Annotated in this window: 19 protein-coding genes; 11 read left to right on the forward strand and 8 right to left on the reverse strand. The window is 66.0% G+C overall.

Features of this window, described 5'->3' with window-relative positions:
• Positions 1–17 precede the first annotated feature (17 nt).
• Complete coding sequence (locus ABG80_RS16130; protein ID WP_058088609.1) at positions 18–1,172, reverse strand: ferredoxin reductase; 1,155 nt, start codon at positions 1,170–1,172, stop codon at positions 18–20.
• Positions 1,173–1,425: 253 nt separating this feature from the next.
• Between ABG80_RS16130 and ABG80_RS16135 the strand changes: the two genes are divergently transcribed.
• The 9 genes from ABG80_RS16135 to ABG80_RS16175 all read left to right on the forward strand — a co-directional run bounded on the left by ABG80_RS16135 (position 1,426) and on the right by ABG80_RS16175 (position 12,879).
• Complete coding sequence (locus ABG80_RS16135) at positions 1,426–2,118, forward strand: hypothetical protein (protein WP_058088610.1); 693 nt, start codon at positions 1,426–1,428, stop codon at positions 2,116–2,118.
• Positions 2,119–2,370: 252 nt separating this feature from the next.
• On the forward strand, positions 2,371–7,032 hold the full coding sequence (locus ABG80_RS16140) for a glutamate synthase-related protein (protein WP_235513899.1): 4,662 nt from the start codon (positions 2,371–2,373) through the stop codon (positions 7,030–7,032).
• Positions 7,033–7,054: 22 nt separating this feature from the next.
• Entirely contained in the window at positions 7,055–8,527 is a 1,473-nt protein-coding gene (locus tag ABG80_RS16145; protein WP_058088611.1) for a glutamate synthase subunit beta, read from the forward strand.
• A gap of 159 nt (positions 8,528–8,686) precedes the next feature.
• Complete coding sequence (locus ABG80_RS16150) at positions 8,687–9,538, forward strand: ABC transporter ATP-binding protein (RefSeq protein ID WP_058088612.1); 852 nt, start codon at positions 8,687–8,689, stop codon at positions 9,536–9,538.
• Entirely contained in the window at positions 9,538–10,320 is a 783-nt protein-coding gene (gene mlaE / locus ABG80_RS16155) for a lipid asymmetry maintenance ABC transporter permease subunit MlaE (RefSeq protein WP_058088680.1), read from the forward strand. Before ABG80_RS16150 ends, mlaE begins: the two co-directional genes overlap by 1 nt.
• A 31-nt stretch (positions 10,321–10,351) precedes the next feature.
• The gene (gene mlaD / locus ABG80_RS16160; RefSeq protein WP_058088613.1) at positions 10,352–10,834 is read left to right on the forward strand and encodes an outer membrane lipid asymmetry maintenance protein MlaD; all 483 of its coding nucleotides are present in this window, start codon (positions 10,352–10,354) and stop codon (positions 10,832–10,834) included.
• Positions 10,831–11,847 carry an MlaA family lipoprotein gene (locus ABG80_RS16165; protein WP_235513891.1) on the forward strand — a complete coding sequence of 339 codons (1,017 nt, stop codon included), beginning with the start codon at positions 10,831–10,833 and terminating at the stop codon, positions 11,845–11,847. The genes mlaD and ABG80_RS16165 overlap by 4 nt, the downstream gene beginning before the upstream one ends.
• 53 nt (positions 11,848–11,900) lie before the next feature.
• On the forward strand, positions 11,901–12,590 hold the full coding sequence (locus tag ABG80_RS16170; RefSeq protein WP_083506179.1) for an MlaC/ttg2D family ABC transporter substrate-binding protein: 690 nt from the start codon (positions 11,901–11,903) through the stop codon (positions 12,588–12,590).
• Between the two features lies 1 nt (position 12,591).
• Positions 12,592–12,879 (forward strand): STAS domain-containing protein, encoded by a 288-nt coding sequence (locus ABG80_RS16175; RefSeq protein ID WP_058088614.1) that lies wholly within the window; start codon positions 12,592–12,594, stop codon positions 12,877–12,879.
• Positions 12,880–12,891: 12 nt separating this feature from the next.
• Here the strand turns inward: ABG80_RS16175 and zwf are convergent, their stop codons facing one another.
• Positions 12,892–14,367, reverse strand: coding sequence for a glucose-6-phosphate dehydrogenase (gene zwf / locus ABG80_RS16180; protein ID WP_058088615.1), 1,476 nt, complete (start codon positions 14,365–14,367; stop codon positions 12,892–12,894).
• 100 nt (positions 14,368–14,467) lie between these two features.
• Here zwf and tal point away from each other — a divergent pair, with 100 nt between their 5' ends.
• Both tal and pgi read left to right on the forward strand, forming a co-directional pair.
• Positions 14,468–15,421: a transaldolase gene (gene tal / locus ABG80_RS16185; protein ID WP_058088616.1), complete on the forward strand. Its 954-nt coding sequence runs from the start codon at positions 14,468–14,470 to the stop codon at positions 15,419–15,421.
• A gap of 44 nt (positions 15,422–15,465) precedes the next feature.
• Complete coding sequence (gene pgi, locus ABG80_RS16190) at positions 15,466–17,118, forward strand: glucose-6-phosphate isomerase (RefSeq protein WP_058088617.1); 1,653 nt, start codon at positions 15,466–15,468, stop codon at positions 17,116–17,118.
• A gap of 1 nt (position 17,119) precedes the next feature.
• Here the strand turns inward: pgi and ABG80_RS16195 are convergent, their stop codons facing one another.
• From ABG80_RS16195 to ABG80_RS16220, 6 genes are all read right to left on the reverse strand, one after another.
• A complete protein-coding gene (locus tag ABG80_RS16195) occupies positions 17,120–17,599 on the reverse strand; it encodes a hypothetical protein (RefSeq protein WP_152987663.1) in 480 nt (159 codons plus the stop codon).
• Between the two features lie 50 nt (positions 17,600–17,649).
• Positions 17,650–19,272, reverse strand: a complete 1,623-nt coding sequence (locus ABG80_RS16200) for a T6SS phospholipase effector Tle1-like catalytic domain-containing protein (protein WP_200964330.1) — start codon at positions 19,270–19,272, stop codon at positions 17,650–17,652.
• Positions 19,269–19,880, reverse strand: a complete 612-nt coding sequence (locus ABG80_RS16205; RefSeq protein WP_200964331.1) for a DUF3304 domain-containing protein — start codon at positions 19,878–19,880, stop codon at positions 19,269–19,271. The genes ABG80_RS16200 and ABG80_RS16205 overlap by 4 nt, the downstream gene beginning before the upstream one ends.
• Positions 19,877–20,428 carry a DUF3304 domain-containing protein gene (locus tag ABG80_RS16210; protein ID WP_083506180.1) on the reverse strand — a complete coding sequence of 184 codons (552 nt, stop codon included), beginning with the start codon at positions 20,426–20,428 and terminating at the stop codon, positions 19,877–19,879. The genes ABG80_RS16205 and ABG80_RS16210 overlap by 4 nt, the downstream gene beginning before the upstream one ends.
• 4 nt (positions 20,429–20,432) lie before the next feature.
• The gene (locus tag ABG80_RS16215) at positions 20,433–21,341 is read right to left on the reverse strand and encodes a DUF4123 domain-containing protein (protein WP_058088620.1); all 909 of its coding nucleotides are present in this window, start codon (positions 21,339–21,341) and stop codon (positions 20,433–20,435) included.
• Between the two features lie 9 nt (positions 21,342–21,350).
• Positions 21,351–23,071: type VI secretion system Vgr family protein (locus ABG80_RS16220; RefSeq protein ID WP_152987664.1), on the reverse strand; the 1,721-nt coding region annotated here is incomplete at its 5' end.

The following is a 23,071-nucleotide window of genomic DNA, read 5'->3' on the forward strand; positions in this document are numbered from 1 at the left end:
CGGGCTCACTTCAAACTTCAATTCAGGGATTCGAGGTCGACGTCGCTGAGGGCGGCGCTCACGCACAGGCGGATCGGCTGGCCTTCACCATCGATGCGCTGGCCGGTGCTCAGGTCCTGCACCGAGCCCCGGTGCAGTCGGCAGGTGCATTCGTGGCAGATGCCCTGGCGGCAACCGTGCTTGATCTGCAGGCCGGCTTGTTCGCCCGCTGCGAGCAGCGTCAGGTTGCCGGCGGCTTCGAAGTTGGCGGTTTGGCGGTCGCGGCGCAGCGCGACGGCGTGGCGAGCGTTGGGGTCACCGCTGGCTTGCGGGGGCGCGAAGGCCTCCAGGCGCAGGCGATCGAAGGCACCGGCCTCCTGCCAAAGCTGGCGCGCGGCGTCCATCAGCGGGGCGGGGCCGCAGCACCAGGTGGGCAGTTGCGACCAACCCGGTGCGACCTCGTCGAGCAGGGCGATGTCCAGCACGCGGGCGCTGGCTTGGGCGGCGTCGCGACCGGGCTCGTGACCGGTGGGTGTGTGGGCGCTGCTGTCCAACGGCACGTAGCGCAGCAGGTTCCAGCGTTTGGCCAGGTCGTTGAGCTTGTCGGCGAAGATGCGATCGCGCTCGCTTCGAGCGAAGTAGATCAGCGTCACGCGCGTCTGGGGTGCGGTTTCGTGCAGGTGGCGCAGCATGGCCATGCCCGGTGTGATGCCCGATCCGCCCGCGATCAGCAGCAGCTCCGCCGGCGGGGGCGAGGGCAGCACGAAATCACCGGCTGGGGCTTCGATGTCGAAGACGTCACCCACCTGGGCATGTTCCTTGAGGTGCTGGGACACCAGCCCACCCGGCTGGCGCTGAACCGTGATGGCGATGTGGCCCGGTTGACCAGGCACAGCGCGTGGCGAGTAGGCGCGGCGGTGGCGCACGCCCCGGATCGTCACGCCGATGATGACGTACTGCCCCGGGCGCAGCGCCGGAAAGGCCGCTCCCGTTTGCAGGTACAGCGACGTGGCGCTGGGCGTTTCGGCGCGGCGTTCAATCAGGCGCGCTTGCAGGCTGTGCACGCGCAGCAGCGGGCTGAGCAGGCCCACGGTGTCGTCAAAGGCATCCCGGCTGACGCCCAGGTGGGTCAGCCAGCCAGACAGGCGCCGGGCGGCGACAGCAGGCAAGGGCAGGTTGGGGGATGCGGACATGAGGAGGCTCCAGGAACTCGGGTGCGACAGCAGATGCCCTGGAGGGTAAGGACCGGGCCGTTGGCCTCACAACGGGGGAACTCCCCGCCAGACCGTGCATTCCCCTCAAACGGGGGGCGTTAAAGCCTGTTCGAAATCAAACGGGCGTCTGAATGGGGCAACGCTGGTGCCCGAATCGGCCGTTGGAGCGCGGGCAGGCGCACGAGGTGATAATGGGGACAGATCACCCGACCCAGCCCTCAGGCTCCGATCCATGGCCCGACTCCCTCGACTTGGCGTGGCAGGTTGGCCTCACTTGCTCATTCAGCAGGTGCACGATGGCCAATTGCTCGCCCGCGACGACACCGACCGACAGGACCTGCTCGATGCCCTGCGGGAGGCCGCGCGCCAGCATGGGGTGGCTGTGCACGCCTATCAGATTGGGGCTTCGGCCCTGGTCTTGCTCGTGACCCCCGAGCGCGCCGACTCGACCAGCCTGTTCATGCAGGCCGTCGGGCGACGTTACGTGGCCAACCACAACCGCCGACACGGTCGCCAGGGTGGGCTGTGGTCGGGGCGCTTCCGGGGCACCGTGCTCGAGCCGGCACGTTACCTGCTTGATGCCATGGTGTTCACCGAAACGCGCGAAGCGGGGCCTGATGCGCTGCCTGGCGGGGCGGCTTGGTCCGATTGGTCCAGTGCGCCCCACCACCTGGGCCTGCGAACCGACCCGCTGGTGACCGACGCCCCTGGTTTCTGGGCCTTGGGCAACACACCCTTCGAGCGCCAGGCGGCTTGGCGGCAGCGTTTGCAAGAAGGGCTGGGGGCGTCCCAACGCCGTGAACTGGCCGAGGCCATGCACAAAGGTTGGGCGCTGATGCCCCCCGAGCAGCAGCGGGCGATGGAGGCATCCATCGGTCGGCCTTTGTCGCCCCGACCTCGCGGGCGTCCTCGTAAATCAATCTGACCCCATTTTTAATGTGGCGCGCAGCATGGCGTTGCCATAAATCGATCTGACCCCATTTAGTTGTGCTTGTGTCCACCCCGTGACAGCAGTATCCTCCGTGGTTCCCCGCGTTGTTTTTCCACACTTCACTCTGGAGCGCCCCTCATGACCCAGGCGACTTCGGGAACCACGTTCCCCATCACCCCCGTGTCCGACGCCGCCACCTCTTTGGTGGCCACCCGCCAGGAAATCCAGGCGGCCGCCGAGCTCGGCATGTACGCCAACGTTGAGCACGATGCGTGCGGTGTGGGCTTCGTTGCGCACATCAAGGGCGTCAAGGCGCACAGCATCGTGCAGCAGGGCCTGAAGATCCTGGAAAACATCGACCACCGCGGCGCCGTCGGTGCCGACCCGCTGATGGGTGACGGCGCGGGCCTGCTGATCCAGATCCCCGACGAGTTCTACCGCGCCGAGATGGCCAAGCAGGGCGTCGTCCTGCCTCCCCCCGGCGAGTACGGCGTCGGCATGATCTTCCTGCCCAAGGAAAGCGCGTCGCGCCAGGCCTGCGAGCAGGAGATGGAGCGCGCCATCAAGGCCGAAGGCCAGGTGCTGCTGGGCTGGCGTGACGTGCCCGTGGACCGCGACATGCCCATGTCGCCCCTGGTGCGTGAAAAGGAGCCCGTGATCCGCCAGGTCTTCGTTGGCCGTGGCACCGACATCCTCGTGCCCGATGCCCTGGAGCGCAAGCTCTACGTCATCCGCAAGACGGCGTCCTCCAAGATCCAGAGCCTGAACCTGACCCACGGCAGCGAGTACTACGTGCCCAGCATGTCGTGCCGCACCATCATTTACAAGGGTCTGCTGCTGGCCGACCAGGTCGGCAAGTACTACATCGACCTGCGCGACGAACGCGTGACCTCGGCCCTGGCCCTGGTGCACCAGCGCTTCTCGACCAACACCTTCCCCGAGTGGCCGCTGGCTCACCCGTACCGCATGGTCGCCCACAACGGTGAAATCAACACCGTCAAGGGCAACTTCAACTGGATGCGCGCCCGCGAAGGCGTGATGAAGTCGCCCGTGCTCGGCGACGACCTCAAGAAGCTGTACCCCATCAGCCTGGACGGCCAGTCCGACACCGCCACGTTCGACAACGCGCTCGAGCTGCTGACGATGTCCGGCTACCCGCTGGCCCACGCCGCCATGATGATGATCCCGGAAGCCTGGGAACAGCACGCCACCATGGACGAGCGCCGCCGCGCCTTCTACGAGTACCACGCCGCCATGATGGAGCCGTGGGACGGCCCCGCCGCCATGGTCTTCACCGACGGTCGCCAGATCGGTGCCACGCTGGACCGCAACGGCCTGCGCCCCGCCCGCTTCATCATCACCGACGACGACCTCGTGGTGCTGGCCTCGGAGTCGGGCGTGCTGCCCATCCCCGAGAACAAGATCGTCAAGAAGTGGCGCCTGCAGCCCGGCAAGATGCTGCTGATCGACTTCGAGCAAGGCCGCATCATCGACGACGAAGAGCTCAAGGCCCAGTACGCCTCGGCCAAGCCCTACCGTCAGTGGATCGAGAACGTGCGCATCAAGCTCGACACCATCGATGCCAAGGGCAGCGTGGGCGAGTTCAACGAGTCGCTGCTCGACCGCCAGCAGGCCTTCGGCTTCACCCAGGAAGACATCAAGTTCCTGATGGCACCGATGGCCCTCAACGGCGAAGAAGCCACCGGCTCCATGGGCAACGACTCGCCCCTGGCCGTGCTGTCGGACAAGAACAAGCCGCTGTACAACTACTTCAAGCAGCTGTTCGCCCAGGTCACGAACCCACCCATCGACCCGATCCGCGAAGCCGTGGTGATGTCGCTGGTGTCCTTCATCGGCCCCAAGCCGAACCTGCTGGACATCAACGCCGTGAACCCGCCGATGCGCCTCGAAGTCTCCCAGCCCGTGCTGGACTTCGACGACATGGCCCGTCTGCGCAACATCGAGAAGCACACCGGCGGCAAGTTCAAGCCCTATGAGGTGGACATCACCTACCCGGCGGCCTGGGGCCACGAAGGCGTGGAAGCGCGCCTGGCCTCGCTGTGCGCCGAAGCCGTGGAAGCCATCCAGAGCGGCCACAACATCCTGATCATCACCGATCGCAAGATGGACCGCGCCAACATCGCCATCCCGGCGCTGCTGGCCCTGTCGGCCATCCACCATCACCTGGTTCGCAAGGGCCTGCGCACCTCGACCGGTTTGGTCGTGGAAACCGGCACCGCCCGCGAAGTGCACCACTTCGCCGTGCTGGCTGGCTATGGCGCCGAAGCCGTGCACCCGTATGTGGCCATGGAGACCCTGGCCCAGATGGCCAAGGACCTGCCGGGCGAGCTGTCGGCCGACAAGGCCATCTACAACTACACCAAGGCCATCGGCAAGGGTCTCTCGAAGATCATGTCGAAGATGGGCATCAGCACGTACATGTCGTACTGCGGCGCCCAGATCTTCGAAGCCATCGGCCTGAACAAGGAGCTGGTCGACAAATACTTCCGTGGCACGCCCACGCAAGTCGGCGGCATCGGTGTCTTCGAAGTGGCTGAAGAAGCCATCCGCAACCACCTGGCTGCCTTCGGCACCGACCCGGTGCTGGCCAACGCCCTGGACGCTGGCGGCGAGTACGCCTGGCGCACCCGCGGTGAAGAGCACATGTGGACGCCGGACGCCATCGCCAAGCTGCAGCACAGCACGCGCTCGGGCAAGTTCGACACCTACAAGGAATACGCCCAGATCATCAACGACCAGAGCAAGCGCCACCTGACGCTGCGCGGTCTGTTCGAGTTCAAGGTCGACCCCACCAAAGCCATCCCGGTCGAGGAAGTCGAGCCCGCATCCGAGATCGTCAAGCGTTTTGCCACCGGCGCCATGTCGCTGGGTTCGATCTCTACCGAAGCCCACAGCACCCTGGCCCTGGCCATGAACCGCATCGGCGGCAAGTCCAACACCGGTGAAGGTGGTGAAGACGAGCGCCGCTATCGCCAGGAACTCAAGGGCATCCCCATCAAGCAGGGCACCAAGGTCTCTGACGTGATCGGCAAGGAAGTCGTCGAAGTCGACTACGAGATGAAGGAAGGCGACAGCCTGCGCTCGAAGATCAAGCAGGTGGCCTCCGGCCGCTTTGGCGTGACCACCGAGTACCTGACTTCTGCCGACCAGATCCAGATCAAGATGGCCCAGGGCGCCAAGCCCGGTGAGGGCGGACAGCTGCCTGGCGGCAAGGTCTCGCAATACATCGGCAAGCTGCGTCACTCCGTGCCGGGCGTGGGCCTGATCTCGCCCCCGCCGCACCACGACATCTACTCGATCGAAGACCTGGCCCAGCTGATCCACGACCTCAAGAACGTCAACCCCAAGGCCGACATCTCGGTCAAGCTGGTGTCGGAAGTGGGCGTCGGCACCGTGGCCGCGGGTGTGGCCAAGGCCAAGGCCGACCACATCGTGATCGCCGGTCACGACGGCGGCACGGGCGCTTCGCCCTGGTCGTCCATCAAGCACTGCGGCACGCCTTGGGAGCTGGGCCTGGCTGAAACCCAGCAGACCCTGGTCCTGAACCGCCTGCGTGGCCGCGTGCGCGTGCAGACCGATGGTCAGATCAAGACCGGCCGCGACGTGATCGTGGGCGCCCTGCTGGGTGCCGACGAGTTCGGCTTCGCCACCGCGCCGCTGGTGGTCGAGGGTTGCATCATGATGCGCAAGTGCCACCTCAACACCTGCCCGGTGGGCGTGGCCACGCAAGACCCGGTGCTGCGCCAGAAGTTCTCCGGCAAGCCCGAGCACGTCGTGAACTACTTCTTCTTCGTCGCCGAAGAAGCCCGCCAGATCATGGCCCAGCTGGGCATCCGCAAGTTCGACGACCTGATCGGCCGTGCCGACCTGCTGGACATGAAGAAGGGCATCGAGCACTGGAAGGCCCAGGGCCTGGACTTCAGCCGCGTCTTCGCGCTGCCCCCGGTGCCCGCCGACGTGCCCCGCCTGCACGTCGACACGCAAGACCACGGCCTGGACAAGGCCCTGGACGTGCGCCTGATCGAGAAGTCCAAGCCCGCCATCGAGCGCGGCGAGTCGGTCAAGTTCATGGAAGTGGCCAAGAACGTCAACCGCACCGTCGGCGCCATGTTGTCGGGCGAGCTGATCAAGCACCACCCCGATGGCCTGCCCGACGACACCGTGTTCATCCAGATGGAAGGCACGGGCGGTCAGTCCTTCGGCGCCTTCCTGGCCAAGGGCATCACGCTGTACATGATCGGTGAAGCCAACGACTACACCGGCAAGGGCATGTCGGGCGGCCGCATCGTGGTTCGCCCCAGCATCGACTTCCGTGGCAACGCCGCCGACAACATCATCGTCGGCAACACCGTGCTCTACGGTGCCACCAGCGGTGAGGCCTTCTTCCGTGGTGTGGGCGGCGAGCGCTTCGGCGTGCGTCTGTCCGGCGCCACCGCGGTGGTCGAAGGCACGGGTGACCACGGTTGCGAATACATGACCGGCGGCACCGTGGTCGTGCTGGGCAAGACGGGGCGCAACTTCGCGGCCGGCATGTCCGGTGGCGTGGCCTACGTCTTCGACGAAGACGGCCAGTTCGGCAAGCGCGTCAACACCGCCCAGGTCTCCCTGGAGAAGGTGCTGCCCGCAGCCGAGCAAGCCGACGCCGGCATCCCGATGCACAAGGGCCTGGCCGACGAGGCCCTGCTCAAGAAGCTGGTGGAAGACCACCACCGCTGGACCGGTTCGCTGCGTGCCCGCGAGATCCTGGACAACTGGTCGACCTCGGTCACCAAGTTCGTCAAGGTCTTCCCGCACGAATACCGTCGCGCCCTGACCGAGATGGGTGCCAAGCAAGAAGCCACGGCCGCTGTCGCCAAGGCCAAGTCCGCCACCAAGGCCAAGGCCTGAGATAGCGCGTTAGGAGTTTGAAATGGGAAAAGTCACTGGCTTTCTGGAATTTGAGCGCCTGGAAGAGGGCTACGAGCCCGTCGAGAAGCGCGTCAAGAACTACAAAGAGTTCGTCATCGGTCTGACGCCCGAGCAGGCCAAGCAACAAGGTGCGCGCTGCATGGACTGCGGCACGCCTTTCTGCAACAACGGCTGCCCGGTCAACAACATCATCCCCGACTTCAACGACCTGGTGTACCAACAGGACTGGAAGGCGGCGATCGAGGTCCTGCACAGCACCAACAACTTCCCCGACTTCACCGGCCGCGTCTGCCCGGCGCCCTGTGAAGCCGCCTGCGTGCTGAACATCAACAACGACCCCATCGGCATCAAGTCGATCGAGCACGCGATCATCGACCGCGCCTGGGCCGAAGGTTGGGTCAAGCCCCAGCCCGCCAAGGTCAAGACTGGCAAGAAGGTCGCCATCGTGGGCTCCGGCCCCGCCGGCATGGCCGCTGCCCAGCAGCTGGCCCGCGTCGGCCACGACGTGACCGTCTTCGAGAAGAACGACACCATCGGTGGCCTGCTGCGCTTCGGCATCCCCGACTTCAAGTTCGACAAGTCGCACATCGACCGTCGTGTGAAGCAAATGGAAGCCGAAGGCGTGGTCTTCAAGACCAACACCATCGTCGGTGACATGCCTGCCGCGGGTGCCGGTTCCAAGGTCACCAACTGGGCCAAGACCACCATCACGCCCGAACAACTCAACAAGGAGTTCGACGCCGTGATCCTGGCCGGTGGCGCCGAGCAGTCGCGTGACCTGCCTGTGCCGGGCCGCGACCTGGCCGGCATCCACTTCGCGATGGAGTTCCTGCCCCAGCAGAACCGCGTCAACGCCGGTGGCAAGGTCAAGGACCAGATCATGGCCACGGGCAAGGACGTCATCGTCATCGGTGGCGGTGACACCGGCTCCGACTGCGTGGGCACCTCGAACCGCCACGGCGCCAAGAGCGTGACCCAGTTCGAAGTGATGCCCATGCCGCCCGAGCAGGAGAACAAGGAGCTGACCTGGCCCTACTGGCCGATCAAGCTGCGCACCTCTTCGAGCCACGAAGAAGGCTGCGCCCGCGAGTTCGCCATCGCCACGAAGGAATTCTTCGGCGAAAACGGCAAGGTCACCGGCCTGAAGACCGTGCACGTCGAGTTCAAGGACGGCAAGTTCGTTGAAATCGCCGGCACCGAGAAGACCTACAAGGCCGACCTGGTGCTGCTGGCCATGGGCTTCACCAACCCTGTGAACACGCTGCTCGAAGGCTTCGGCGTCGAGAAGGACGCTCGCGGCAACGCGAAGGCCTCGACCGACGTCGGCGGCTACAAGACCAACGCCGCCAAGGTGTTCGCTGCAGGCGACGTGCGCCGTGGCCAGTCGCTGGTGGTGTGGGCCATCCGCGAAGGCCGTCAGGCCGCCCGCGAAGTCGATGCCTTCCTGATGGGCTCGACCACGCTGCCGCGCTGAAGTGGCGCGCTGACATCGTTGAACCCCCGGAGAAACGGGGTGAAAACGGGGTTTTGCTCCCCATGTTGTGTGCAGGTCGCGCCCCGGCCTGCACGCCTGCGGTGAATCCCCTATGATCAAGGAGCCGGTGAAGTGTCACCGGCTCTTTTTTCTTGGCCCATGACCCCACCCGTGTCCCCCACCTCCGATGCCGCAGCGAACGGCGAGGCCCAGGCGCCCGCCATGATCGAGCTGCGCAACGTCACCTGCGGTTACGGCGACCGGATCATCCTGTCCGACATCAACCTGGTGGTGCCTCGCGGCAAGGTGGTGGCGCTCATGGGCACCTCCGGCGGTGGCAAGACCACGGTGCTGCGCCTGATCGGTCGCCAGATCCAGCCCATGAAGGGCGAGGTGCTGATCGGCGGCCAGGACATCTCTCGCCTGCAGGGCGACGAGCTCATGGCCCTGCGCCGGCGCATGGGCATGCTCTTTCAGCAAGGCGCACTGTTCACCGACCTGACGGTGTTCGAGAACGTGGCGTTCCCGCTGCGCGAGCACACCAAGCTGCCCGAATCCATCCTGCGCGACCTGGTGCTCATGAAGCTCAACGCGGTCGGCCTGCGCGGCTCGCGCGACCTGTTGCCCAGCGAGATCTCCGGTGGCATGGCCCGCCGCGTGGCCCTCGCGCGCGCCATGGCGCTCGACCCCGAGCTCATGCTGTACGACGAGCCCTTCGCCGGGCTCGACCCCATCTCCATGGGCGTGGCCGCGCGGCTGATCCGCGAGCTCAACGACACCATGGGCCTGACCTCGGTGGTCGTCTCCCATGACGTGCACGAAACGTTCATGATCGCCGACCACGTCGTGCTGGTGGCCAACGGCCGCATCGTGGCCCAGGGCTCGCCTGCCGAGATGTCGGCCAGCGAAGACCCGCTGGTCAAGCAATTCGTTCATGCCGAGGCCGACGGCCCGGTGCGGTTCCACCAGCCGGCCGTTGACGCCGGCGTCGACTTCGGGGTGCGCGGATGATGCGCTGGCTGTCTCCCGCGCGCGTCGGCATGTCCGTGCGCAGCAAGCTGGCCGACATGGGCTACGCCGCGCGCCTGTTCCTGACCCTGCTGAGCATGCTGGGTGACACCTTCCGGCGGCCCCGCCTGCTGGTCGAGCAGGTGTTTTTCCTGGGCAACTATTCGCTCGCGATCATCGTGGTTTCCGGCCTGTTCGTCGGATTCGTGCTCGGGCTGCAGGGCTACTATGTGCTGCAACGCTACGGCTCGAGCGAGGCCCTGGGCATGATGGTGGCCTTGTCGCTGGTGCGCGAGTTGGGGCCGGTGGTCTCGGCGCTGCTGTTCGCCGGGCGGGCTGGCACGGCGCTGACCGCAGGCATCGGCCTGATGAAGGCGGGCGAGCAGCTCGCCGCCATGGAGATGATGGGGGTCGACCCGATCCGTCGGGTGCTGGCGCCACGCTTTTGGGGCGGCGTCATCGCCATGCCTTTGCTGGCGGCGGTGTTCTCGGCGGTTGGCGTGCTGGGCGGCTGGGTCGTGGGCGTGGTGATGATCGGGGTTGACCCGGGCGCGTTCTGGTCTCAGATGCAGGGTGGTGTCGAGGTGTTCGCCGATGTTGGCAACGGCATGCTCAAGAGCCTGGTGTTCGGCCTGACCGTCACCTTCGTGGCCCTGTTGCAAGGTTTTGAATGCCAGCCCACGCCCGAAGGTGTGTCGCGGGCCACCACGCGCACGGTCGTGATGGCGTCGCTCGCTGTGCTGGGGCTGGATTTCGTGCTGACGGCCATGATGTTCTCGATCTGATCGAGGCAGGCTGACAAGAAGGAAGAACAAGATGCAAAAGTGGAAACATGACGTCTGGGTGGGGCTGTTCGTGCTGTTGGGCGCTGGCGCCATCCTGTTCCTGGCCTTGCAGGCCGGCAACCTGCTGACCCTGAACTTCGAGCAGGGCTACACCGTCAACGCGCGCTTTGACAACATCGGTGGCCTCAAGCCCAAGGCAGCGGTGCGCAGCGCTGGTGTGGTGGTGGGCCGTGTCGGCAAGATCACCTTCGACACCCAGGGCTACCAGGCCGTGGTCGAGCTCAAGCTCAACAAGGACGTGGTCTTCCCGAAAGACTCATCCGCCAAGATCCTGACCTCCGGTCTGCTGGGTGAGCAGTACATCGGCCTGGAGCCGGGTTTCGAAGAAAGCAACCTGGCCCAGGGCGACGCCATCAAGGCCACGCAATCGGCCATCGTGCTGGAAAACCTGATCTCGCAGTTCCTCTTCAGCAAGGCCGCCGATGGCGACACCGAAAAGGGAGGCAGCAAGTGATCAACCGCTTCGCCATGCGCCGATCGGCCGTGGTGGTCGCCCTGGTGTGCGCGAGCTTGCTCCAGGGCTGTGCCACGCGCCAGCAGCCAGACCCCTTCGAGAACCTGAACCGCGAGGTGTTCGCGTTCAACGAAACGGTCGACGAGAACGTCCTGCAGCCGGTGGCGCGGGGCTACGTGAACGTCACGCCCGAGCCTGTGCGCATCGGCGTGCGCAATTTCTTCAACAACCTGCGCGACGTCTGGTCCACGGTCAACCTGTTCCTGCAAGGCCGCTTCGGCGAAGGCGCCACGGCCATCATGCGCGTGAGCATGAACACGACCTTCGGCCTGGCGGGTTTGATCGACATCGCCACGCCGATGCGGCTGGAGCGCCCCAACGAAGACCTGGGCCAGACCCTGGGCGTGTGGGGCATGGGCCCCGGCGCCTACATCGTCTGGCCTTTCCTGGGCCCGTCAACAGCGCGTGACTCGTTCGACATCCCGCCCACCTTCGCGTTCGGCGGCACCATGCTGGCCGATGGCTGGAAGGCCGAGTTGGCCATCACGGGCGTGAACCTGATCAGCCTTCGCGCCGACCTGCTGGCCGCAGGCGACCTGGTCAACGACATCGCGCTCGACAAGTACGCCTTCATCCGCGATGCCTACCTACAGCGCCGCCAGAACCTGATCCACAACGGCGAGCCGCCCGACGCCGATGACGATGAAGAAGAGCCCTTCGTCGATGAGTCGAAGGAGCCCGAAGCGCCAGCGGCCGGCTCGCCCGGTGCCAGCGTTTTGCCTGTGGGGCTGCCTGAGTCGGCCCTGGCCACCGTGGTGGCAGGCCCGGTGCTCGCCACGCCGGCAAACGTTTCGGTGCGTCGGGAGATGCTGTCGGTGGCCGATCCGGAGTGGGCGTTTTCGCCAGCTTTCGCCGAGGCCGCCTCTGCAGGCACCGCCACGGCCGACGCTTCGCGTGTGAACGCAGGTGAAGTTCCGCGCCAGGGTCTGCCCGAGCTGGTCTTTGCGCGTTGAAACAACGGTGCCGCCCGCCAAGAGGTGGCCATGACATCCAGGAGCTTGCCAACATGAACGCCCCATTCCGTCAGAACACCGCCCGCTGGGTGATCGCCTCGGCGCTCGGCCTGGGTCTCGCCTTGCCGGTGACGTCGGCGCTGGCCCAGTCCACGCCCGCCACCGCCACCGCAGCCGCCACCGCGCAGGCCGCCACCCCCGATGCCTTCATCAAGCGCATCACCGACGAGGTGTTTGCCACCGTCAAGGCCGACAAGGGCATCCAGCAGGGTGACCTGCGCCGCGTGCAGGCCATGGTCGAGAGCAAGATCTTGCCGAACGTGAACCTGCAGCGCATGACCTCGGCCGCCGTGGGCCGCCCCTGGCGCCAGGCCACGCCCGAACAGAAGCAGCGCCTGCAGGAAGAGTTCAAGACCCTGCTGATCTACACCTACGCCGGTGCCGCAGCCCAGATCAAGGACCAGACCATCGAGTACCGCCCGATGCGCAGCCGCCCGGAAGACACCGAGGTCATCGTGCGCACGCTGGTGCGCAACAAGGGCGAGGCCATCCAGCTCGACTACCGCCTGGAGAAGGCCGATGCCGGCTGGAAAATCTACGACGTCAACGTGCTGGGCGCGTGGTTGGTGCAGACCTACCAGAGCAGCTTCGCGCAAGAGGTCAGCGCTTCGGGCATCGATGGCCTGATCGCCAAGCTGGTCGAGCGCAACAAGCAACTGGCGACGCGCAAGGTGGCGGGCTGAGATGCTGCTGCTGCCGCCCGTGATCACGCATGCGGAAGTGCCGCATGTGCTCAGCCTGTTTCGCCAGACTTTGGACCAGGCGGCCGCTCAGGGTGACACCCAGGCGGCCATGCTGACGGTCGATGGCTCCGACCTCCAGCAGTTCGACTCCAGCGCGCTGGCGGTGTTGCTGGAGTGCCAGCGCATGGCTCGCGGCAGCGGCCGGGCGTTTTCGGTGCAGGGCCTGCCGCCCAAGTTGACCGAGTTGGCCCGCTTGTACGGCGTGGACGGCCTGCTTCAGTCCGCGTGAAGCTGGCCTGAATCAGGCCTCTTCGGCCCACGCGAACCCGTCGCGGGCCACCAGGGCACTGGCCGCAGCCGGGCCCCAGGTGCCAGCCGAGTAAGGGCGTGGCCCCACGCTGTCGTGCCGCCAGGCCTCCAGGATGGGCTCCACCCAGCGCCAGGCCTGCTCCTGCTCGTCCGAGCGCACGAACAGGTTGAGCCGGCCCGCCAGCGCGTCGAGCAACATCCGCTCGTAGGCGCCCACCCGCTCGCTGGAAAACGCTTTGTGAAAGTCCAGGTCGAGCGAAACCGGAGACAGGCTCTCCTGCCCGGATCCGGCGCCCACCGCGTCCACCTCGCCACGCGCGGCCATCAGTCGCAGCTCCAAGCCGTCTTCCGGCTGCAGCTTGATCACCAGCTGGTTGGGCGTTTGCGCCCCGGGGAAAATGGCGTGCGGCGTCGGCCGGAAGGTCACGACGATTTCAGCGTGGTAGTGCGTCATGCGCTTGCCGGTGCGCAGGTAGAAGGGCACGCCCGCCCAGCGCCAGTTCTGCACCTCGCAGCGCAGGGCCACGAAGGTCTCGGTCTGGCTGTTGGCGGGCACCTTGGCCTCTTCGCGGTAGCCGCAGACCGACTCCCCGGCGACGGTGCCGGCGCGGTACTGCCCACGCACCACGTCGCGCGCCACCGAGGCCGCGTCGAATGGCTTGAGCGAGCGCAGCACCTTGAGTTTTTCGTCGCGGATGGCGTCGGCGTCCGAGCTGGAGGGCGGCTCCATCGCGATCATCGTCAGCAACTGCAGCGCGTGGTTCTGCACCATGTCGCGCAGCGCGCCGGTTCGGTCGTAGAAGTCGCCCCGCGTGCCCACCCCCAGTGACTCGCCCAGCGTGATCTGGATGTGCGCGATGCTCTCGCGCCGCCACAGCGGCTCGAACAGGGCGTTGCCAAAGCGCAGGGCCATGAGGTTCTGCACCGAAGGCTTGCCCAGGTAGTGGTCGATGCGCAGCGCCTGCCGCTCGGTGAACACCGCGCCCACGGCCTGGTTGATGGCTCGCGCGCTGGCCAGGTCGTGGCCCAGTGGCTTTTCCAGCACCACGCGCACGCGCTCGTCGTTCAGGCCGATGGCGCCGAGTTGTTCGCAGATGACCGGGAACAGGTGAGGGCTGGTGGCCAGGTACATGACCACGGTGTCCGCGTGACGGTTGCCCAACCAGGCCTGCAGGCGCAGGTAGTCGCTCGGCTGCGACAGGTCCATGCGCAGGTAGCGCACCAGTTGCGAAAAGCGCGCGTACTCGTCTTCGGTGGGGCGCTTGGCGCTGTCGGCGGCCAGCAGGCGCTCGTGCAGCCAGTGGCGGTACTGCGCGTCGTCCTGCTCGTCGCGGGCCACCGCCAGGATGCGACCGCCGGCCGGCAGCTTGCCGTGGCGCCAGGCCTGGAAGAGGGCCGGCATGAGCTTGCGCCAGGTGAGGTCACCGGTGCCACCGAAGAAGACCAGGTCGAAAGTCTGCGAAGACATGGGAATGAGGGGGCGTCTGAAGTCGCGTTTTGGCGGGATGGCACCCACTTTCGCACCGTTTTGGGATCAGAATCAAGGAAACAGGCCGATCATTGCCAGCATGACGTCTCAACTCGACCAACTCAGGGCCCACACCACCGTGGTGGCCGACACCGGCGACTTCCGCCAACTCGCTCAATTTGCCCCCCAGGACGCGACGACCAACCCCTCGCTGATCCTCAAGGCCGTCCAGAAGCCCGAGTACGCGCCCCTGCTGGCCGAGACCGTGGCCGCGCACCGCAGCGCCGCACGCGACGAGATCGTCGACCACGTGCTGGTGCGTTTCGGCCTGGAGATTTTGAAGGTGGTGCCGGGCCGCGTCTCGACCGAAGTCGATGCCCGCCTGAGCTTCGACACCGCCGCCACGCTGTCGCGCGCGCGCCGCATCATGGCGCTGTACGAAGCCGCTGGCGTGCCGCGCTCGCGCGTGCTCATCAAGGTGGCTGCCACCTGGGAGGGCATCCAGGCCGCGCGCGAGCTCGAAGCCGAAGGCATCCACTGCAACCTGACGTTGCTGTTCGCGTTTGCGCAAGCTCGCGCCTGCGCCGACGCCAGCGTGCAGCTGATTTCGCCTTTCGTCGGCCGCATCTACGACTGGCACAAGAAGTCGGCTGGCGCCCAGTGGGATGAAGCCGCCCGCGCCGGTGTGAACGACCCAGGCGTGCAGTCCGTGGCGCGCATCTGGCAGCACTACAAGCAACACGGCGTGCGCACCGAGGTGATGGGCGCGAGCTTTCGCAACGTGGGCCAGATCCTGGCGCTGGCCGGCTGCGACCTGCTGACCATCAGCCCCGACCTGCTGGCGCAGCTGCAGGCCTCTGACGCGCCCGTGGCACCGCAATTGCTTGCTCCGGCTCAGGTGCTGCCCCCCGAGGCCGCGCTGACCGAAGCCGAGTTCCGCTACCAGCTCAACGAAGACGCCATGGCCACCGAGAAACTGGCCGAAGGCATCCGCCTCTTCGCGGTGGACGCGGGCAAGCTCGACACCCTCATCGACGCGGCCCTGGCTGCCTGAGCCCCTTGCCCCCGACCCCGATCATGTCGCCCAGAGACCCCGCCATGCCCCTGAGCGCACCCCGCTGTGATGAGACCGTGGCCTGGTCGGCCCTGGCCGGTCACGCGCAGGTGCATGGGCGCGAGCTGGACCTGAGGCAGCTCTTCCAGGATGACCCCGACCGCGTGCAGCGCCTGAGCCTGCAGGCGCCCGAGGTGTGGGCCGATCTGTCGCGCTCGCACTGGGACGTGGCCACCCAGCGCCACCTGCTGGACCTGGCCCGCGAATGCCTGCTGGCCGACCGCCGCGACGCCCTGCTGGCGGGTGCGGCCGTCAACACCACTGAGGGGCGCGCGGTGCTGCACACGGCCCTGCGCGCACCGAAGGGGCAGGGGCCGCACTCTGAAGCGGTGCACGCCGAGCTCGACCGCATGCTGGCCTTTGCCGAGCGCATCCGAGCCAGGGCAGGGGGCGAGCAGCCCGGCGACATCCACGACGTGGTGCACATCGGCATCGGCGGCTCCGACCTGGGCCCGCGCATGGTGATCGCGGCGCTGGCCCACCGGCTGCACCCGGGTCTGCGCCTGCACTCCATCTCCAACGTCGACGGCCAGGACCTGGGCGCACTGCTGCCCAGGCTGAACCCGGCACACACGCTCTTCGTTGTCGCCTCCAAGACCTTCACCACCCAGGAAACGCTGGCCAACGCCAACACGGCGCGGCAGTGGTTCCTCGATGCTGGTGGCACCGAAATCGACCGGCACTTCGTGGCCGTGAGCACGGCGGTCGAGCGCGTGCGCGCCTTCGGCATCTCCGAGGTTTTTGCCTTCTGGGACTGGGTGGGCGGGCGCTTCTCGATGTGGTCGACCATTGGCCTGCCGATCGCCTTGGGCATCGGGGCCGACGGTTTCCGCGAACTGCTGGCCGGCGCCCACGCCATGGACCGCCATTTCGCCGAAGCGCCCTTTGAAGCCAACCTGCCGGTGCAACTGGGCCTGCTCGACGTCTGGTACCGCAACTTCAAGGGCTACACCAGCCGCTGCGTGGCGCCTTATGCGCAAGGCCTGCGCAGCCTGCCTGCCTACCTGCAGCAGTTGGTGATGGAGAGCAACGGCAAGTCGGTGGACGCCCAGGGGCAGCCGCTGCCTTACGCCACCAGCGACGTGCTGTGGGGCGAGCCTGGCACCAATGGCCAGCACGCTTTCTTCCAGATGCTGCATCAGGGCAGCGACGTGGTGCCGGTGGAGTTCATCCTCGTGGCGCGCCCCAGCTACCCCGCTGTGTTGCAGGCCTCACCAGCCCTGCAGGCGGCGCTCAAGCAACAGCACGAGGCCCTGCTGGCCAACGGCTTGGCCCAGGCCCAGGCGCTGATGTGGGGCAAGACCGAGGCCGAAGCCTTGACCGAGCAGGCACCCACCGCGTCGCCGGCGCTGGCCCCCGAGGTCATCGCCCGCCACCGAACCTTCCCGGGCAACCGTCCCAGCCTGACCCTGGTGCTCGACGAGGTCTCGCCCCGCTCGCTGGGCGCGCTGATCGCCCTGTTCGAGCACCGCACCTTCGTGTCGGGCGCGGTGTGGGGCATCAACAGCTTCGACCAGTGGGGCGTGGAGCTGGGTAAGGCGCTGTGCCAGCAACTGCTGCCGCGCCTGCAGTCGGGTGACACGGCTGGGTTGGATGCGTCGAGCGCGGCCTTGATCGGGCGGTTGCGGCAGGGCTGAGTCAGCCGCCCTGATGGCTGTCAGCCAGTGCCTGCACGAACGCAGCGCGTGCGGCCACGGCCAGTTCGTAGGCTTTTTCTTCACCATATCTCGAGATTGAGAAGGCTTTTTTGCGCGCGGGCTTGACGCCTTCCGGTGTGCGCGCCTCCCAATGCACGTAGACCGCCACGCTGCCGTCCGAACGCCGGCGGCTGGTTTTCATCTTGAACACCCCAGGGGTCCCGGATGTGTTGTTGGTGCGCAGCTTTTGCACCAGTTCCTGCTGGGTGTAAGGCTGCAGCGAACGCGCGATTTGGTCGCGCCATGCCTGGGCCGCTTGCAGGGCGGCCTCCACTGAGCCGTGCCGCAAAACCGGGAACCCTTTGGCGTGGTTCGTGCCACGACAGCGCAGGGACACGCGCCAACTCCCCAGCCCCGGGGTGGGCATGAACCAAAGGCGATCCAGGTCGCCGAGTGGTGGGGTGTTGGGGGGCTTGGGCATGCTGTCTTGTGCGCTGCAGGGGCCGGCCGCCCGGCTCGGTGCAATGTCCATCAATCGTTCCCCTTGAACACGGTTCTGAATTTCGCCAGACCGATGCCGTTGAGTGTGAACTCGTCGATGCCTTCGCCGATGGCCCCAGCCATGGAGTCGTGAACGCATGACTCCAGGAACGCCTCGACCTCTGGGGTGAGGCGGCTCAGGTCGATCGACTCGGCCACGTCGCACAGCCGGTGGTCTGCATGGTGGGACATGCCGCTGGCAGCGTACATGGCACGCACTCGCCTGGCAGCCTCCCTGGGGTTGAAGTCGGTCGCCATCGGGTCACCTTGACCGAGTGCGGCCAGGCGCCGAATCAAGGTGGCCTGGGTGCGGCGCAGGCTGCTTTTGTCGGCAGCTGTGGCGCGTTGAAACAAGGCGGTGGACTCGAACGCATGGCGATGCTTGAAGCGGTAGCTGAAGTACAGCGCCATGTGTTGCTTGAGCATGTTTTCGACCGCAGAGGCGCCGACTTTGGCGTGCCGAACGTAGTTGTTGAAGCGGCGGATGGTTTCGGCGGCAGGTTGCAGCGCGGCCCTGTCTTGCGGCGGCAACTCGGTCAGTGGCTTGAGCGGCACGCCACTCAGGCGGGCCTCTCGGTACATGTTGGCAGCCGGGATGAGGCTGTAGAGCTCCCCAGGCTGTGAGGCAATGCCCAGCGCGCCTGGTGCGTAGCCGCCGCCGACGTCGGAGTGGGCCCCCGGGTACATCACCTCCAGCGCGTTGCCAGGGTAGCGAGACCTGACCCGAACCGAGTCGAGCGGGAAGCAGGCACGCACCTCGTGACCGGCAACGAAGTGCACGCACCGCTCCACCGCAGGGTGGATTTCGAGGTTGTTGTCGGCCCAGGAGGCGTGGCCGCGCAAGATGCCGTTGTCGAAGAGGTTGGCCTGACCCACCGAGGCCACGGTGTCGAACACCCCCATGAAGCTCACGCGCAAGGGGATGCCGGCGAAAGTCCAGCCGCCACCCTCGGGTTGGCAGGCCTCGAACAGCCAGTTGCAAAAGGCGCGGGACTCGGCTGCGCCGCGCGAGAAGCCGAACACCGAGATGTTGATCTGCTCGACCGTGGGCTTGGCACCGGTCAAAGCGGCTTGGAGCTTGGTTTGCCAGTGGCGGAGAGCGGAGCGGCGTTGCGCGGCGGGGGACGCCAGAGAGGCGATGTTGTTGACGATGGAGTTTTGTTGGTCTGGCAGGATCAACAGACCCCTGTGCACATAACGATGCACGGAGTTAATCAATTGGAGCAAGGCCCAAATGATGCGGTGCTCGCCTTTTTCGCCCGTTGGCTTTCCCAATGGCAGTGTTCGGTTGACATCGCCAATCTCCGGGAACGGTGTGCCGACTCCTGGTACGTAGTGTTTGAAGTAGCCCCTCTCAGGTGAATCGTGATGAGCTTGAAAGAGCCTGACCACGTTCGTGTGCTTGCGCTTCTCTGGTGGTAGAGAGTCGTAGTCTTGCTGCTTGTTGTTGCCTGTGCCATCGAAGAACACACCGATGTGCACTTGACCGCTGCAACGTTGCTCGCCAATGTTCGCCGTCGTGCAAGATAGGGCCCTCAAACGCTGCATGCCTTCGCGAGGCGACAGGGGGCGCAGCCCTCCTTCGGGTATCGGCCGTGGCGAAGTGGTGCTCATGGTTGATTCGCTCCCTGCTTAGGATAGGCCGGCAGGTATTCTGGGTGTTCTGGGTAAAGAACGCTGACCTTGACCTGTACCTGGTTGTTGGGCATGAAGTGAACCGTGAAGTGCCCCAGGTCTTGTGCTGTGTACTCGGGCACAGGCACGGTGCGTTCAATCCATGGGTCCTCTACCAGCACCTGCCTGCCATCGCGGATCACCTCTTTTCCATCGGCGTCGGTGAGCCACTTGCCGCCGCCTTGCCACTTGATCGTGACTTTCATGTCCGGGTTCCAGCGCCTGGGCAACGTCACACAACATGTTGTGGCACCTCCTCCACCCTGCGGAGGCACGTTGATGACGCCACCCTCACCGTTGATGAGAAAAGACGAGACCCATTGATCGGTGTGGTTGACGGCTTGGTATGACAGCCCAATCGTTTCCTCTTCCAGACAGGCAGACAAAGGCAGGCACAGCAGCACGGTTGCGGCAATCAGTCCGAGGCGCCAGTGCATGCTGAAACCTGTCGTCGCGCAAGAAATGGCCTTTGGTCGCTGCATGCCTTCGCTTGGGGACAAAGTTCGCAGGCCACCCTCTTGCATGGGCTTTGGCGAAGTGGTGCTCATGGTTGCGATGATCTTTGTGTCGGGTATGCCGGACGGTAGTCTGCGTGTTCTGGGTAGTAGAAACTGACTTTGACCCGCACCTGATCGTCGGGAAGGAAGTGAACGTCAAAGTGAGCCAAATCCTTTTCTGTGTACTCGGGCACGGTCTCAGTCCGTTCAATCCACGGGTCTTCCACCAGCACTTGCTGACCATCCCTGAGTACTTCCTTGCCGTTGGCATCAGTGAGCCACTTGCCGCCGCCTTGCCACTTGATCGTGACTTTCAAGTTCGGACGCCAGCGCCTGGGCAAGACCACGCAACATGCAGTTTTGCCTCCACCACCTTGAGGTGAAACGTTGATCACGCCCCCCTCACCGTTGATGAGGAAAGACGAGACCCATTGATCGGTGTGGTTGACGCCGAGGTAAGACAGCGCCACGGTTTCCTCTTCAAAGCAAGCAGACAAGGGCAGGCACAGCAGCAGGGCGGTGGCAGATAGAGCGGCCGTGGTCCAATCACGTGTGGCGCGTGAAGCGGTGGGCCTGCCTGAATGGTGAGTTCTGCTCATGGCTTCAGTCTGCCGTCTCGGGTTCAGCAGGGAGCAGCTCAATCAGGGCATCGGTCAGCGAGGTGGCCGCGTCTGCGTGGCTGGCGTGGTCCGCCAGCAAACCTGGCAAGGCGGGGTGGTTGAGCACCTCGCCTTGGGTCCAGCATGCCGCAGCGGCCAGGGCCAGTTGGTCGCTGGAGCCGTCCAAGCCTTGGGCCACGGCCATGTCATGCGCCCGTCGCACCCAGTCGTGCACCTGCCCTGGCGGTACATCTGGCGGCAATGATTCAGGGAGTTGTTCGTGCAAGGCTTGGATCAAGGCGTCTGGCTGGGCGGCGTGCGTCAGTGCGTTCAGCTCTGTGTCGGTGAGCATCAGGGGCGCATCGGGCAAGGAAGCGGCCCGAAGCGTCTCATCGGGCATGGGCAGGGCCTGCAATTGACCACTTCGGTTGATGATGTGCCAACCGCTGACCATGCCTGCGACCCTGGCCCAATTCAAGGGGCTCAAGCTGTCGGGCAGGTTCAGCAAGGTTCTGACATCCGCTATCCGGAGCAGCAAGCGCAGGCCGTCCGAGGTCTGCACCCACTTGATGGATCGCCAGGATCGAGCGAGGTTGTCTGCATCGGCGTGCGCTTGAACTAGGCTGATCATCGGGCGCCCACTGGCATGCCGCAGCACCCGCAGCAGGTCCCGTTTCAGCTCAGCTGTGTTGCCCTTGGGCAAATGAAGCAAGGTGGGCGACAGCTCGGCCCATTGTGGTTCTGTGTACAGCAGTGTGACCGGGTGCCGCCAGTTCAGCGGTTGGCGTTGTTCGTGATCGAACGCCTGGTCATAGAGGATGAACCAACGGCAGTCAGCGGGTGATTCTTGAACGAGCAAAGCAAGTTGCTCGGCCAGATCGGGCAAGGCCCCGGTGTTCAGCGCAAAGTACACAGCCTTACCTCACACCGCAGCAAGGGGCGAACCCGACCGCAGCGCATTCATCAGGCAGGTGATGCACACGCCTTCTGAGTTGGGCATCTGCGGCATGGTCCATGTGGCGCGGCCTGGCCCCACCATCGACTTTTGCCCCGCCTTGACCGTGATCTTGCCCGGGCACTGTGCGGTGAACTGTCCGCCCTCGATCGTGATGCTCGCGCCGCCTGCTACCGACAGCACCACGCGCTTGGCCGCCGCGATGTTGACCACCCCACTGGCCGTCTTGAGCTCCAGCGTCTGCTTGGCAGCGATCTGCGCGGGGCCAGCTTGCGCTTGCATGTCGATCGGCCCTTGCGCGGCGATCACCGTGATGCCTTTGCCTGCCGCTTCTGCGCCCGGCTGAATCGCCCCTGCCAGCACACCGATGCCTTGCGCGGTCTGCACGCGCAGCTGCCCACCCACGGCCCAGTGGCTGTCTTGCCCGCTGGCGATCTGGGTGGTGTCCTGGCTGCTGAGGTGCCAGTCCTGGCCTGCGGTGAGGCCGATGCCGGCCTTGCCCACCAGCGCGATGTTGGGGTCGGCCATGTGGGGCAGCTTGTCAGCGCCGGTGCCGGTGGCCTTGTCGGCCGCATCGGCGAGGGCGTTGGGCAGGCTCGTGGTGCTGACGGTGCCCATCAGGCTCTTGGTGAGGGCGGCCGCCGGTGCGAGGGTGTCGTCGAGCGTGCTTTGTTTTGCCGCGCGGCTGCCAGCGGCCGTGGCCAGGCCCACGGTCTGATGCGTGGTGGCGGCTTGGTGGAAGGTCTCGGCCAGTTGCTGCATCTGGCGCGCGAGAGCGATGCCGGCAGCGTTGTCTCCTGGGGGCTCGGCGGTCTGGCCCAAGCCATTGCGCAGGCTGAAGGTGCTGAGCATCACGCCCCGTGCAGCTCGCACACCGCCCCAGGCATCCGATCGCAACTCAAAGCCCAGGCCCCGGAAGCTGCCCCGGTGGTTGTCGGCCTGGTGCAGCAGGTGGCCCATTTGCAGCCAGGTCTGCGCCTGGGTGGTGTGCAACTGGGTGCGCAACTGCTCGGGCGTGTCGTCCCACACCAGTTGGCTGTGGCCGCTGCCGCCGAACTCCTTGCTCTTGATGCCGCTCAGCGCAGCTGCGTTGGCCTGGCCTTGTGCGCCTGGGCTGGCCGCTGCGCTGGCCGCGCCGTGCCAGGCGGGGCTGTGGCCGCCTGCGCCCGAGCCGATCAGGTTACCTTGTGAGGCGGGGGTGTGGTCAGTGGACTGCGCCAAGGCATCGAGCGAGGCTTCAGCAGCCCTGCCGCCCGGCGTGGGCACGATGCCCGACTCGCCCTGGCCGTTGTAGAGCGCGGCCATGACCACGGGGCGGTCGATGTCCCTGCCCAGGAAGGTGACCAGCACCTCCTGCCCGATGCGCGGGATGAACTGGTGGCCCATGCCGGGGCCCGACAGGCGCTGGACCACGCGCAACCAGCAGCTGTGGTCGCTGGGGCGCCGTTGCGGCGAGTCGATGTTTTGCCAGTGAAAGCGCACCTTCACGCGGCCCATCTTGTCGGTGTGCAGCTCGTGGGCGCCATTGGGGTGTTCGCTGCCATCGGGGCCGACGACGATGGCCGTTTGCGGCCCCAGCGCGGTCGGGCGTGGGCGGGGTCGCAGGCCGGTGTCGTCCATGAGCACGGGGCGCCAGGGCACGTCGCGGCGAACGGCCTGGAACTGGCAGGCAAAGCCGGTGCGCTCGG

The organism is Aquabacterium parvum (genome assembly GCF_001447195.1).
Classification (GTDB): domain Bacteria; phylum Pseudomonadota; class Gammaproteobacteria; order Burkholderiales; family Burkholderiaceae_C; genus Aquabacterium; species Aquabacterium parvum.

Bases quoted from the DNA above. Each gene is read 5' to 3' on its own strand.
- ABG80_RS16175 (WP_058088614.1), top strand. From the start codon at position 12,592: ATGCTGCTGCTGCCGCCCGTGATCACGCATGCGGAAGTGCCGCATGTG.
- ABG80_RS16140 (WP_235513899.1), top strand. From the start codon at position 2,371: ATGTACGCCAACGTTGAGCACGATGCGTGCGGTGTGGGCTTCGTTGCG.
- pgi (WP_058088617.1), top strand. From the start codon at position 15,466: ATGCCCCTGAGCGCACCCCGCTGTGATGAGACCGTGGCCTGGTCGGCC.
- ABG80_RS16200 (WP_200964330.1), bottom strand. From the start codon at position 19,272: ATGAGCACCACTTCGCCACGGCCGATACCCGAAGGAGGGCTGCGCCCC.
- zwf (WP_058088615.1), bottom strand. From the start codon at position 14,367: ATGTCTTCGCAGACTTTCGACCTGGTCTTCTTCGGTGGCACCGGTGAC.
- mlaD (WP_058088613.1), top strand. From the start codon at position 10,352: ATGCAAAAGTGGAAACATGACGTCTGGGTGGGGCTGTTCGTGCTGTTG.
- ABG80_RS16170 (WP_083506179.1), top strand. From the start codon at position 11,901: ATGAACGCCCCATTCCGTCAGAACACCGCCCGCTGGGTGATCGCCTCG.
- tal (WP_058088616.1), top strand. From the start codon at position 14,468: ATGACGTCTCAACTCGACCAACTCAGGGCCCACACCACCGTGGTGGCC.
- ABG80_RS16205 (WP_200964331.1), bottom strand. From the start codon at position 19,880: ATGAGCACCACTTCGCCAAAGCCCATGCAAGAGGGTGGCCTGCGAACT.
- ABG80_RS16150 (WP_058088612.1), top strand. From the start codon at position 8,687: ATGACCCCACCCGTGTCCCCCACCTCCGATGCCGCAGCGAACGGCGAG.
- ABG80_RS16130 (WP_058088609.1), bottom strand. From the start codon at position 1,172: ATGTCCGCATCCCCCAACCTGCCCTTGCCTGCTGTCGCCGCCCGGCGC.
- ABG80_RS16145 (WP_058088611.1), top strand. From the start codon at position 7,055: ATGGGAAAAGTCACTGGCTTTCTGGAATTTGAGCGCCTGGAAGAGGGC.
- ABG80_RS16195 (WP_152987663.1), bottom strand. From the start codon at position 17,599: ATGCCCAAGCCCCCCAACACCCCACCACTCGGCGACCTGGATCGCCTT.
- ABG80_RS16210 (WP_083506180.1), bottom strand. From the start codon at position 20,428: ATGAGCAGAACTCACCATTCAGGCAGGCCCACCGCTTCACGCGCCACA.
- mlaE (WP_058088680.1), top strand. From the start codon at position 9,538: ATGCGCTGGCTGTCTCCCGCGCGCGTCGGCATGTCCGTGCGCAGCAAG.
- ABG80_RS16135 (WP_058088610.1), top strand. From the start codon at position 1,426: ATGGCCCGACTCCCTCGACTTGGCGTGGCAGGTTGGCCTCACTTGCTC.